The sequence below is a fragment of the Bradyrhizobium sp. 137 genome, from assembly GCF_023074095.1.
In the GTDB taxonomy this organism is placed as follows: domain Bacteria; phylum Pseudomonadota; class Alphaproteobacteria; order Rhizobiales; family Xanthobacteraceae; genus Bradyrhizobium.
In genome coordinates this window covers 69,906-82,076 of sequence record NZ_JADPKU010000015.1, presented here as the reverse complement: position 1 = coordinate 82,076, position 12,171 = coordinate 69,906, and the positions used below count along the sequence as shown (strand labels likewise).

At 59.3% G+C, this 12,171-nt stretch carries 12 protein-coding genes; 9 read left to right on the top strand and 3 right to left on the bottom strand.

Annotation, left to right across the window (positions count from 1 at the left end; translation table 11 throughout):
- Positions 1 to 17: 17 nt before the first annotated feature.
- Positions 18 to 632 (bottom strand): hypothetical protein, encoded by a 615-nt coding sequence (locus IVA78_RS03015; protein ID WP_247277955.1) that lies wholly within the window; start codon positions 630 to 632, stop codon positions 18 to 20.
- Between the two features lie 905 nt (positions 633 to 1,537).
- On the opposite strand from IVA78_RS03015, the gene IVA78_RS03010 reads away from it, so the two are divergent.
- The 4 genes from IVA78_RS03010 (at position 1,538) to IVA78_RS02995 (ending at position 5,963) form a co-directional block, all read left to right on the top strand.
- Positions 1,538 to 1,825, top strand: coding sequence for a hypothetical protein (locus IVA78_RS03010; protein ID WP_247464238.1), 288 nt, complete (start codon positions 1,538 to 1,540; stop codon positions 1,823 to 1,825).
- A 260-nt stretch (positions 1,826 to 2,085) separates the two neighbouring features.
- Positions 2,086 to 3,336: a Tm-1-like ATP-binding domain-containing protein gene (locus IVA78_RS03005; RefSeq protein WP_247464236.1), complete on the top strand. Its 1,251-nt coding sequence runs from the start codon at positions 2,086 to 2,088 to the stop codon at positions 3,334 to 3,336.
- Entirely contained in the window at positions 3,323 to 4,153 is an 831-nt protein-coding gene (locus IVA78_RS03000; protein ID WP_247464233.1) for a phosphoenolpyruvate hydrolase family protein, read from the top strand. The genes IVA78_RS03005 and IVA78_RS03000 overlap by 14 nt, the downstream gene beginning before the upstream one ends.
- 31 nt (positions 4,154 to 4,184) lie before the next feature.
- Positions 4,185 to 5,963: an FAD-dependent oxidoreductase gene (locus tag IVA78_RS02995; protein WP_247464230.1), complete on the top strand. Its 1,779-nt coding sequence runs from the start codon at positions 4,185 to 4,187 to the stop codon at positions 5,961 to 5,963.
- Positions 5,964 to 6,692: 729 nt separating this feature from the next.
- Here IVA78_RS02995 and IVA78_RS02990 read toward each other — a convergent pair.
- Together IVA78_RS02990 and IVA78_RS02985 are read right to left on the bottom strand one after the other, a co-directional pair.
- A complete protein-coding gene (locus IVA78_RS02990) occupies positions 6,693 to 6,872 on the bottom strand; it encodes a hypothetical protein (RefSeq protein WP_247464227.1) in 180 nt (59 codons plus the stop codon).
- 158 nt (positions 6,873 to 7,030) lie between these two features.
- Positions 7,031 to 7,267: a hypothetical protein gene (locus IVA78_RS02985; protein ID WP_247449428.1), complete on the bottom strand. Its 237-nt coding sequence runs from the start codon at positions 7,265 to 7,267 to the stop codon at positions 7,031 to 7,033.
- Positions 7,268 to 7,521: 254 nt separating this feature from the next.
- Here IVA78_RS02985 and IVA78_RS02980 point away from each other — a divergent pair, with 254 nt between their 5' ends.
- The 5 genes from IVA78_RS02980 to IVA78_RS02960 are packed head-to-tail and all read left to right on the top strand — an operon-like array spanning position 7,522 to position 12,101.
- Entirely contained in the window at positions 7,522 to 8,379 is an 858-nt protein-coding gene (locus IVA78_RS02980) for a branched-chain amino acid ABC transporter permease (protein WP_247464225.1), read from the top strand.
- Between the two features lie 3 nt (positions 8,380 to 8,382).
- Positions 8,383 to 9,603, top strand: a complete 1,221-nt coding sequence (locus IVA78_RS02975) for a substrate-binding protein (protein WP_247464222.1) — start codon at positions 8,383 to 8,385, stop codon at positions 9,601 to 9,603.
- A complete protein-coding gene (locus IVA78_RS02970) occupies positions 9,604 to 10,692 on the top strand; it encodes a branched-chain amino acid ABC transporter permease (RefSeq protein ID WP_247464220.1) in 1,089 nt (362 codons plus the stop codon).
- On the top strand, positions 10,679 to 11,413 hold the full coding sequence (locus tag IVA78_RS02965) for an ABC transporter ATP-binding protein (protein ID WP_247415516.1): 735 nt from the start codon (positions 10,679 to 10,681) through the stop codon (positions 11,411 to 11,413). Before IVA78_RS02970 ends, IVA78_RS02965 begins: the two co-directional genes overlap by 14 nt.
- Positions 11,406 to 12,101: an ABC transporter ATP-binding protein gene (locus IVA78_RS02960; RefSeq protein ID WP_247464216.1), complete on the top strand. Its 696-nt coding sequence runs from the start codon at positions 11,406 to 11,408 to the stop codon at positions 12,099 to 12,101. Before IVA78_RS02965 ends, IVA78_RS02960 begins: the two co-directional genes overlap by 8 nt.
- The last annotated feature ends 70 nt before the right edge of the window (positions 12,102 to 12,171 follow it).

The following is a 12,171-nucleotide window of genomic DNA, read 5'->3' as shown; positions in this document are numbered from 1 at the left end:
TCACGTCCTTCCGGTCCTCACGTCTTTCGTCCCTGAGGCTTCGAACCGGTGCCCTCCAGGAGGGTGTACTTCGGCAACGACGATGCCTGGTCCTTAAAGCTTACCAGCTCCATCTCATCGCCAATTGCGTGGTTGAGAGCTTCTTCCGGCAAATGGATGATACCGAAAAGATGCGAGCCAAGTCGCCGCTCTGCCGCTGTGATCTGGGAATCATCACCGGCGGTGAACAATGTCTTGAATCCGAGGCTCGCAAACCATTCCATCCGTCGAAGTTCGAGCTCCTGTCCGGTATCAACCGGCCTGCCTGCCGTCGACCGGTCAATGAGGGATGCAGGTGGGAAGTTTATGACCCCCGTGATCCCGGCAGCTTTCAACAAATCGGCAAGATCCTCCCAGCACGAGAAGGGATCGATCATGACGAGCCCCGCATAGACATCAGCGGATGCTTCTTTGTGGAGACTGCGCAGGTCTCGCGAAAGGCAGTCGTTCCAGTCAATGACAGGCAAGGTTGCCATGACGAGTTTGGAGCCTTCTGGAAGGCTGCGCAAAGAGGGCGCATAGATTTCCATGCAGGCGCCCTTGGCTGTACCCGAAAGGTGCGAAACAAGCTTGCCGATCGCTGTCGCCTTCACCGTTTCTACTCAATCTTACCCGTTTGAACGTTTCACTGATCTTATACGTGATTTCAGCCCGTCTACACTACTTGTTGTTGGCAATTCGGGAAGGGTGAAGTCCTTTTCAACGAACACGTGTCAATGCCGAAATATTTGGCAGGCTAGTTCCGAAGAGAACCGAAGCCCGACGGGACAACGTGGCGCCGAACGTTAGCCGACTTCTTACCGAATGCGACAGGATCCGCTGGCAGACCGGTCGTCTGCTTTCTCCCTAGAACTTGAGCCGCTGTTGGAGAGATCCAGCAGCGGCATTTTTTAGCCGTTCGGCAGTGTCATCGGATCGGCGCGGTCACAATGTACCAGGATCTTTTCGCCTTCAAGGCCGCCAAGGACGTCGAAGCCATCGCAAGCCGCGCGGCAAATCATCCCGCCGGATCGCGACGTGATGCGGCAACTGATCGAACTTGCGGACGAGTGGTTTCGTGTGATCCTCATGTTTGCGGCGTCATCCGCGTGTAGGCAGGTGAGCGTTACGTCGCGGTTCCCTTGCGTTGGCGGCATATCATGTCGAGCGCCGGGAAGTCCTCGCGCCGAAACTCGCGTTGCTACGTTCTGCATAAAGAAGACATCCCCAAGACCCCGCCGGGGCTGGCGGACCATCCCGCGGCGATGCGTGCTGCGGGGCCTTGCAAGGCTGGCGGCAGAGCGCGCGCTTTCCTCAGGAGGTCATGCCACGGTCGACAACGCGCGCGTTCGCGTCATGATCGACATCGCGAGTGGCGACGCGGTCGAGCCCGGCGTGCAGGAGCCGATCTGCCGGTGCTCCTAAGTTAGATTTTCCCGGACCCAAGCTGCGCTCCTACCTGAGAGACTGTTATAGCGAAAAAAAGGCCGTCAACGCGCTAGGCCTCGCCAACGGCCGCTTGAAATACTTCTATGTCGTCTGGATCTTGATCCGCTTACATAAATCGAGGAGGACTGCTGGCGCGCCAATCAAGGCGACTTTCGAACGGCGCAAGTCCGAGTGCCTCGATGCGCCCCGATGTCCCGGACCCCGGCTTCCACCGAGGACGCCGGCAAAGGATCAATGGGCAGCATTCACCACGGTGGCGGTCGATCCCGGACCGCTGGGGGATGTGGCCAATACCTTCGCCGAATTCTTGACGCCGCAGACAAAAGCCCATGCGCTGAAGGATGGGGCAGCGGCGTAGTCGGATCGATCATGGTTCTTCTCGATCATCACCATCGGCGGCAGCACATCGTCATCAACATCTCGGTCATGGTCATCACCGACGGGACTGGCTGTGGATGCCCCGCGCGATCTTGAGCAGAAGCGCAGGCTGACAAGTGGCTGGCAAGCGCTTTCACCGCCTCTACCCAATCTTACCCAATTGCCCCTTTTACTCATCTTATGAGCGGTTTCAGCCCGGTCTAGACCACCTGTTGTTAAGAATGGTCCGGGAGGAAGATCGTGTCTCACCATTGCACGGACGACCAGGGGTCGATCCGGGACGGTAACCTGTCCGAGCTGGCGGGCGCGGTCGCGATCGTGGCGACCCTGGATACTAAGGGCGCCGAAGCGTCTTACCTTGCAGGTACCATCGAAGCGTGCGGCCGCAAGATCCTCCTGATCGACATCGGTACATCCAACTTGATTGCCGGGGACAAACAGGATGCTGACAGTGCTCGCGTCTCTTCGCCTGCCGAACTCTTGAAAGAGATAGCCGCAAGCACGCGCAAGAAGGTTGGTGGCCTCCTGCAATCAGGCGCGATCAGTGCGATCGTTGGCGTTGCAGGTGGAAAAGGTAGCGCGGCTTTCGGGGAGATCGTATCCGATTTGCCTTATGGCTTTCCCAAGTTGCTGGTCAGCAGCGCAAGGCCAGCCCTGCTCGCAGAATTGGCGACCCACAACGACATCATCCTCTATCCGACGCTCCTCGATCTTTTCGGAATCAATGCCTTTACCGATCGGGTGCTGCAGAATGCAGGGCGAGCCATTGCAGCGATGCACTATGCGCCCCCTCAAGGTGCGCACAAAAGAAAGATTGTCGCGATCACAGCCTTCGGCGTAACGACGCCCGCGGCAAATCAGTGCATGGCGCGCCTTGCCGAGGCCGGGGTAGACGCGATTGTCTTTCCTGCCAACGGGGCCGGCGGGCGCAAAATGGAGCAGCTGATCGCGGCCGGTGAATTCGACGCAGTCATTGATCTGACCACAACAGAGCTCGCCGACGAACTCTTTGGGGGGGCCGCCAGCGCTGGACCCGATCGGCTCAAAGCAGCGTCGCAGCAATTGATCCCGCAAGTGATCGCGCCTGGCGCGGTCGATATGGTCAATTTTGGTCCGCGCTCGAGCATTCCTGATCAATTTCGCGGCCGCCAGTTCTACTCCCATACGGCCTACACAACGCTCATGCGCACAACGCCTTCCGAGAACGCGAGCATCGGCCGGCTCACGGCCGAGCGGCTGTCGCGAGCAGAGGGGCCTACCATCGTCCTTTGGCCCGCGAATGGCGTTTCCGATTACGACCGCGAAGGCGGCATTTTTTGCAATCCCGAGGCCGACAGGGCTTGGCTCGACGCGCTGAAGGACAATCTTGCCCCGAAGATCGCGGTCCGCGAACTGAACTGCCACATCAACGATCCCGAATTTGCCGAGGCCGCCGCGAGCTGGATCCTCAAACAATTGGGCACGGAGGCTGATTGTAATGCGCATGTTTGAGCGCAATGAAATCCTGTCCAGGATCGCAAGCCAGATCGAAGAACGAAAAGCGGTCCTTGCGGCCGGAAGCAGCTGCGGCCTGGTCGCGAAATGTGCCGTCCTCGGAGGGGCCGACATGCTGGTGGTCTACAGCACCGGGCTGTCGCGCCTTATGGGGCTTCCCACGAGCCGAATCGGCGATTCCAACGCGCGCACGCTCGAGCTTGCGGCCGAAATCCGCAATGTCGTCTCTTCCGTGCCTGTCGTGGGCGGGGTCGAGGCGTGGGATCCTCTCCGGCTCGACCTTGACGCGCTTCTCGACAAGTTCTGGGCGGCCGGATTCTCCGGCGTCATCAACTATCCGACCATCTCCACCATGGGTGAAAAATGGCGTGAGCGCCGAGGCCGCGTTGGGCTCGGCTTCGAGCGAGAGGTCGAGATGATTGCGACTGCCCGCAAGAAGAACATCTTCTCGCTGGCCTATGTCGCACGCGCCGAAGACGCCAAAGCCATGACGAGTGCAGGTGCCGACTGCATCGTCCCCCATGTCGGGGCAACCCGTGGCGGGCTCATGGGCCATGAGGATGGGCAGTCAATTCAAGAGGCGATCAGGCGCATTAACGACATCAACACGGCGGCACGAACCGTTCGCTCCGATGTCATCCTGCTTTGTCATGGCGGGGCGATCGCCGAGCCGCAGGACACGATCGAGGTCTACCGGTCGACTCAGTGTATCGGCTTCGTTGGCGCCTCCTCCATCGAAAGAATTCCCATCGAACGGGCGGTGAAGGCCGCGGCAGGGGAATTCAAAGCTGTCCCGCTCCCGCGACATCACTGACGTTCATCGGAAATCTTGCAGCGAGGCTGGAATGGATAAGCCGATCGGCCGATCAGGCAACGATAAGACAATCACATTCCCCCGAGGGAACAGGCTGGATCATGATTGGGAGACCGATGTACTCGTGGTCGGTAGCGGTGCGGCCGGACTATCAGCGGCGCTCTATGCGGCAAAGGCCGGATTGCGAGTTACGGTATGTGAAAAATCTCCGCGAATCGGCGGCACCACGGCGCTGTCGAACGGCATGATCTGGGTTCCTTGTTCGCCCCACGCGCGGTCTGCTGAAATCGATGACTCGCTTGCGAAAGCAAAGACCTACCTGCAGCATGAACTTGGCATCCATTATCGGGCAGGCTTTGTTGAGGCCTATCTTGAGGACGGTCCAACTGCGCTCACAGCACTTGAGAACGGGACAGAGGTCAAGTTCACGCTGGCGTCTGTGCCCGATTATCACTCGAGCCAGGTCGGCGGGGTTGACAAGGGCCGGGCGCTCAGCCCTGCACCCTATGATGGAAGGCTTCTAGGCAGCGATTTTGATCTGATAGGCGACCCTATTCGTGTTGTGCTCGGCGGGATGATGATCTCGTCCGGCGAGGTGAGAAGCTTTCTGAACCCGTTCCAATCGTTTGCTTCGCTCAAGCATGTCTTGCGTCGCCTCAGCCGCTACGTAAGGGACCGCCTAAGTTACAGGCGTGGCACCGAGCTCAGCGGAGGCAATGCCTTGATCGCGCGGTTGCTCGCGAGCCTGCGCAAATACGACGTAGAGATTTGGCCGGCCTCGCCTGTTATAGACCTCATCTTGGAAGAGGGGCGCGTCACGGGGGCAGTCGTCAAGCTGATCGATTCTGAGGTTCGCGTGTGCGCCTCGCATGCGGTGATCCTGGCAACGGGCGGTTTTGCTCATAACGCGCAATTGAGAGCCGAGCTAAGCGGCCCTCACCAGCATGACGACACGCTGGCCCATCCCGATGCCACGGGAGATGGCATTAGGCTTGCGACCAGGCGCGGAGCTGCAATTGACAATGATGTGGCCTCTGCCGGCTTCTGGACGCCCGTGTCGATCCTGAAGAGCGGCAGCTGCTCGCAAATTGTCCCGTACGGCTGGCTCGACCGTGGCCGCCCGGGCGTCATTGCTGTGGGGCCAAATGGCAAGCGCTTCGTCAATGAATCCAATTCGTACCACGACATCTGCCTGGCAATTTTCAAAGGTGGATATCCGGCAGACAAGCGATTCTACTTCATCTGCGACCACGACTTCGTCCGCTTAAGAGGCATGGGACATATGCTCCCCTGGCCCTGGACCTCGAGCATCGACAAATATGCACGCCTCGGATACATCAAGGTGGGGAAAACGATTGAAGAGCTTGCGAACCGGTTGGGGCTAGACCCTGCTGAGCTTCAAAAGACGATCGAGGAACATAACGCCCACGCCGCCGAGGGGCGCGATCCGCTTTTCAAACGTGGCGAATCGGTTTTCAACCGCACGCAGGGCGATCCTGCCGTGGGAATGAAAAATCCAAATCTTGGAGCAATCAGAAACGCCCCATTTGTCGCGCTGCCGATCGTGCCGGCAACGCTCGGAACAGCGACTGGATTGGCAACTGATACTGACGGCAAGGTCCTGGACGAAAATGGCAGGCCGATCATGGGTCTCTATGCTTGCGGCAATGACATGACCTCGCCAATGCGTGGAATCTATCCCGGAGCAGGCATCACGATCGGTCCGGCCATCGTCTTCGCATACCGCGCCGTGAACAGCATCCTGCTTTCGGCTCATCAGGGGCAAAAGGCTGCGGCTTCTAGAGCTTGATGGTGAAGTTCAGGTGCGTGGCGGCATGTATTCGGTGGGGGCGCGAAAGACATGATCCAGACATCAGTGGCAAGCAGAGATCGCTCCGAACGACGCCTTCGGACGCCCCGTCATACAGAACTCATCTCTGAGCGAGGTGGCACTCTCGGCGTTAGAACAGACGCAACTCTTTGGGATATCCAAAGCTCGTCTGGGCTGCATATCATCTCGCGCTTTGTTATTCCGCAGTGAGCCACGATCTCTAACAACACCAAACAAAAACGCTTCAGCCGCCGCAGCAGTTGAGCAAGAACGTGGACGCGGCTACGAAAGCGGTGACGGCTGCCCAGGCGTCTGGTTCTTGCCGACGTTCACATCCTGGCCAGGGAGTCCGATCAGGATGTCGCTGTCTTCCGAAAGAGGGGCGATGATCTTGTGACCCTTGGAAAGCGAGTCCCGCCTTTCAGCTGAAATGTGAAGCCAAGTTCGTCAAGCCATAAAGGCAGCGCATGATCCAGTAGTCCTTTTCAACCAGGGCCGGAGCAATGCCCTCCGTCCGCCACAATCCGAATCAGATCCGCCAACGCGGATGTTTGTGGAGGAAATCAAGCCGCATGTAGTTCGTTGCCCCTCAGCGCACCTTCAAAGAACTTCTTGGCGCGTTCACTTGCGTATGCGCTCACCGCACGACGCAAACGCTTCTGGTCGGACTCGGCGGCTCGCTCCGCCGCTGCGCTTGAGCACTTCATCCTAGGCCTCGGCAAGCTGATCGACGTTGTTGACGAGATCTACGAGCAGGAACTCCTTCGTCAGTGACTTCGGGAAGCGTTGCCTTATGCGAAAAGCAAACTCGCGGTTGCTGAGCTCAAACTCCCTGTGGCGCTTATGATTGTAGCTCTCGGTTTTGTCGTAGAGCTGCGTCGTGCCCACACCGAGACTGTTGTAGGCGGTTCGGCGAGGCCAGCACAAACGTGTTGTCTTCAGAAACGTCCTTGCAACTTTCTTGTCGTAGGCTGAGCCTGGGAGGCCATTTTCCGCTGTCTTTCAATCATTTTGGGGCAAGGACGGGCGCGCCTGCAACCCGAAGGTCACATGCTTGCGCTTGAGCTCGCGGGCACCAAACAATGAAGCAGTTCAGGCTCGGCGACCTTGCGGCGACCAGGCGTCGCGCCAGGCACCCCGCACAACAATTGCTCCAGCATCGGCACGTTGTCGACCACCTCAATGACTGAGCCATCTTGCAGCACGCACATTACGTAGGTGATATGCGACAGTTGCTTGCTCGTCGAGAGCTCCGCTACCGCAAGCACAATGCCGCTTACCAATGCCGCATTACCCCATATTACTCAGATTGCGTTGCGCTCCTGCTAGGCGAACTCGCCCTGCATATCGTGAATAAAACGTCGATCGGCGAGCCATCTTAAGAAACGCACCATCGACCGCACCTCCAGGTGCCGGGATGAAACCTTTCAGGAGCGCCTCGTGTCGCCAGCCCTTTGCATGCCAACCGCAGCTCACGCCGTCGATCAATCTGGACCGGAGGATGCGCTCGCAAGTCCGAGGAATGTGACGTAGCGACATGGATACGCTGTTTATCGCCGCGTTCGAAGTCTTGAGCTTCGGCGCCATCGTGGTGCTGGTCGTGCTCGGTCTCGGAATCATTGCCAGCATGATGGGCATCTTCAACTTCGCACAGGGCGAGTTCGTCCTGCTCGGTGCCTACATCACCTATCTCGTGCACAGCATCGGTTTGCCGGTCGCGCTAGGCATGCTCGCCGCGCCTATTGCGGTCGGCGCGCTCGGGCTCGCATTGGAAAGACTCGTGGTGCGACGGTTCTACGCGGCGCCGATCGTCGCCATGCTCGGCACCTACGCGCTCGGGTTAATTATTCGCGAGATCGTGCGCGGCCTGACTGGCGGCCTATATCTCTCGGTGCCGGAGCCGGTCGGTGGGTCCATCACCATCGGCACGCTGCATTTCGCCATTTGGCGCTGGGTGATCGTTGTCATGACCGTGCTCGTGATGGCCGCCAGCTATGCGCTGATCGCCTACACCTCCTTAGGCCTGCGGGTCCGCGCCTCGCTGGAGAACCCGTCGCTGGCGCGGGCCTCAGGCATCTCCACCGGCATGATTTACAGCGTGACCTTTGCGTTTGGTGCGGCACTCGCGGGTCTGGCCGGCGCGCTGATCGTACCGGTCTTTTCGCTGTTCGCCGATCTAGGCATCCGCTTCCTTATTCAAGGGTTCGTCGCCGTGATGGTAGGCGGGGTCGGGTCCTTTGCCGGCCCTGTCGCCGGCGCCAGCGCAATCGGCACGTTCAGTGCCGCGCTGCCCTGGCTGATGTCCCCGGTGATCGCCGACGTTCTGGTTTTCGTGCTCGCCATCATTTTCATTAAGGTCCGGCCGCAAGGCCTGGTCTCGGGAAGAGGGGTTTAACTGATGATCAACGCCAGCCAACAACTCAGCCGCCGCCGTTTTCTTCGCAATTTCGCCTTCGCCTCTGCCGCTATTGCAATCGGCCCGGGCAGCTGGGTGATCCGCCCGGCCTGGGCCAACGCCGCGGAAGGCCCGATCAGAGTCGGTATCGCCACTGATCTTACGGGTTCACTCGGCTTTGCCGGCAATACCGACGCTAATGTCGCTCGCATGATCGTCAAGGAGATCAATGACAAAGGCGGTCTACTGGGGCGTCCGATCGAGCTCCTTATCGAGGACACGGCCTCCAACGAGTCGGTCGCAGTCGGCAACGTCCGCAAGTTGATCCAGCGAGACAAGGTCGACCTGGTGCTCGGAGGCATTTCAAGCTCGATGCGCAATGCCATCAAGGACGTCATCATCTCTCGTGGCAAGACGCTCTACATCTATCCGGAGGGCTACGAGGGCAAAGAGTGCATGCCCAATCTGTTCTGCACCGGGCCGGTACCGGCTCAGAATTGCGACCAGTTCATTCCCTGGTTGATCAAGAATGGCGGCAAACGTTTCGCGATGCCGAGCTCCAACTATATCTGGCCGCAAACGATCAATGCCTATGCGCGCAAGGTGATCGAGAGCAATGGCGGCGAGGTGATCTTCGAGGAGTACTATCCGCTCGACCAGATCGATTTTTCCTCCACGGTGAGCCGCATCATCTCCAACAAGGTGGACGTGGTGTTCAACACCATCGTCCCTCCCGGCGTCAGCCCTTTCTTCAAGCAGCTCTATGGAGCGGGCTTCTCCAAGAACGGCGGGCGGCTGGGCTGCGTCTACTATGACGAGAACACACTTGTAATGAACCAGGCCAATGAGATTGAAGGTCTCGCAAGCAGCCTTGACTACTACAAGGCTTTGACATCCGAGGACCCGGTGAGCGCCAAGATTCAGGCGGCGTACGACGAACAGTTTCCTGCCAAGTTCCGGTTCTCGGCAGGCAGCGCCGCCACTGGCACTTATCGAGGACTGAAGCTGTGGGAAGCTGCGGTAAAGGAAGCTGGCACGATTGACCGGGTCGCGGTAGCTGCTGCCCTGGATCACGCCAAGATCGAGGAAGGTCCGGGCGGGCCGGCGGAGATGGTGCCCGGCAAGCGCCACTGCAAGATGAACATGTACATCGGTGTGGCGAAGGGCGGCCAATACGAGATCGTAGCCCGTAGCGCCGGCCTGGTCGACCCGAAGGAGTGCTGAATGTCTCAGGTATCGTCGACCAGCACCGGAACGCGTGCAGCGTCCTGCGTGATCGAAGCGTCGCAGACCCTCACTATCAGTGCGTCTGCAAACGCCGGCCGCCAAGAGGTGCTTCCAGTTATTGAAGTGGCGGTGCTGATCATCGCAGCGGTCGCGCCGTTGCTGCTGCAGGACTACATCACGGTGTATGCGACGCGGGTGCTTATTCTGTGCCTCTTCGCATTGTCGTTCGACTTGGTGTGGGGCTATGCCGGGATCTTGAGCTTAGGGCAATCGTTGTTCTTCGGCATGGCCGGCTATGGCGTGGCACTGCTTTCACGGGATTTCAACGTGGCGTCGATCTTTGCCGTAATTCCGCTCGGTACTCTGATCGGCTTCGTTGCTGCGTTGCTGCTGGCCGGTTTCCTGCTGCTCGGCCGCCACGCCTCCAGCATCGTCTTCGTCTCGCTCGGCACCATGACCGGAGCTTACGCGGCCGACCGGCTGGCGCGCGGTTCTTATTACCTTGGTGGTCAGAACGGAATCCCTTCGATCCAATCGATGAGCATCGGATCGTATGCACTGAGCGAGGGACCGGCTTTCTATTACTTGGCGCTGGTCATTCTGATACTGGTTTACCTATCGTCGCGCTTTCTGTTGCGCTCGCAGTTCGGGCTTGCGCTGGCGGGATTGCGGGAGAACGAACAGCGCATCGCATTCTTCGGCTACAAAGTTCAACACCTGAAGGCAATCATTTTCGCAATAGGTGGCGCGATCGCAGGCATTGCCGGAAGCCTTTATGCGTTCCATGAGGGCTTCGTCTGGACCACCATGCTGGGGGTCGTGATGTCGACCCAGGTCGTGCTCTACGTCCTGTTCGGCGGCTCTGGGACATTGATTGGTGCCGTGATCGGCACCGCAATCGTCGAGGGCCTCAGTTTCTGGCTCTCCGACAACTATCGCGACATCTGGCCGATCATTCTCGGCGTCTTGCTACTGCTCGTCATCCTGTTCCGGCCGCTCGGCCTGATCAGCTTGGTGCTCGGTGAGCGGGAGCGTGTCGGTACCTTCGGCCCGAGCCCGAAAGAGATACGTAATGCCGCTTCTTGAAGCCGCCGGAATATCCAAGGTCTTCGGCAAGCTCACCGCGCTGGACGGTGCCGCGCTCACAGTTGACGAAAACGAGTTTCATGGCCTCATCGGACCGAACGGCTCCGGCAAAAGCACCTTGATGAAGTGCCTGGCCGGGGCGGAAGTACCGACACAAGGAAAGGTCAGTTTCGCCAACACCGACATCACCGCGTTCACACCGACAGAGCGTGCAAGGGCGGGTATGAGTCTGAAATTCCAGATCACCTCCGTACTACCGGCGCTGACGCTGTACGACAACATCCTGCTCGCGCTGCAGGCCCAATCCTCGCTGCTCGATCTGGTGTTCTCGCGTACTCGAGGACGACTGCACGATAAGGTCATGATGATGCTTGCCCAATTCCGCCTTGCCGATCGAGCCTTTGATGCTGCGGCTGCATTATCGCACGGCCAGCAGCAATGGCTGGAGATCGCGATGGCGCTCGCAGGCCATCCGCGCCTTCTGCTCTTGGACGAGCCGACCGGCGGCATGAGTCTCGAGGAGCGTCGCGTCACCGGCGAATTGCTGCAGCCGATTAAACAGCATTGCTCGCTTATCATCGTCGAACACGACCTGGATTTCATCCGCGACATTTGCGACCGCCTGACGGTGCTCGATCAGGGCAAGGTCCTGGCGTCAGGTACGGTTGCCCAAATCCAGGCCAACAAAAACGTCCAGGAGATTTATCTGCGCCGTGCCTGAATTCCTCGATATCAAGTATCTCGACGCTGGCTATAGACGCGGCCAGGTCCTGTTTGGCGTCAATATCGCCATTCCCTTGCGCGGTGGTGTGGCTATCCTCGGTCGCAACGGCGCCGGAAAAAGCACGCTCATGAAGGCCATCGTCGGCGAGCTGCCGATCTGGAAGGGCGAGGTGCAATTCGATGGCCGCGACATCAAGCGTTGCCGGACCGACGAGCGGGTGCGCGCCGGCATTGGCTACGTGCCGCAGGAGCATTCGGTGTTTGCGCGCCTCTCGGTCCGCGACAATCTCGCGGTCGGATCGGTTTTCCACCGCGATGCATCGGCCGTAGATCGGGTAATGGGAATGTTTCCGAAACTCGGCCAGCGCCTGGATCAGCCGGCCGGAACGCTGTCCGGCGGCGAGCGCAAGATGCTGGCGATCGCGCGCGCGATGCTGGGAAAGCCAAAGCTGCTGTTGCTGGATGAGCCGACCGAGGGCGTCTGGATCGGCGTTATCGAGGAGATCACCGAGCGCTTGAGCGAGCTTGCCAGGGACATCGCCGTCATCATCGTCGAGCAACACCTCGATCTCGCAATGCGCATAGCGGATCATGCGTATGTGCTCGATCGCGGCCGCGTCGCGCTTTCGGGGCCTTCGCAGCAGTTGCGCGGCGACCCCCGTCTTTTGTCGTATCTGGCGCCATAGGAGCATCGCCCCGGCTCTCATCGCGTGGGCGGAGAAGCGGCTTCATCGACTTCCATACAACGACTGTGCG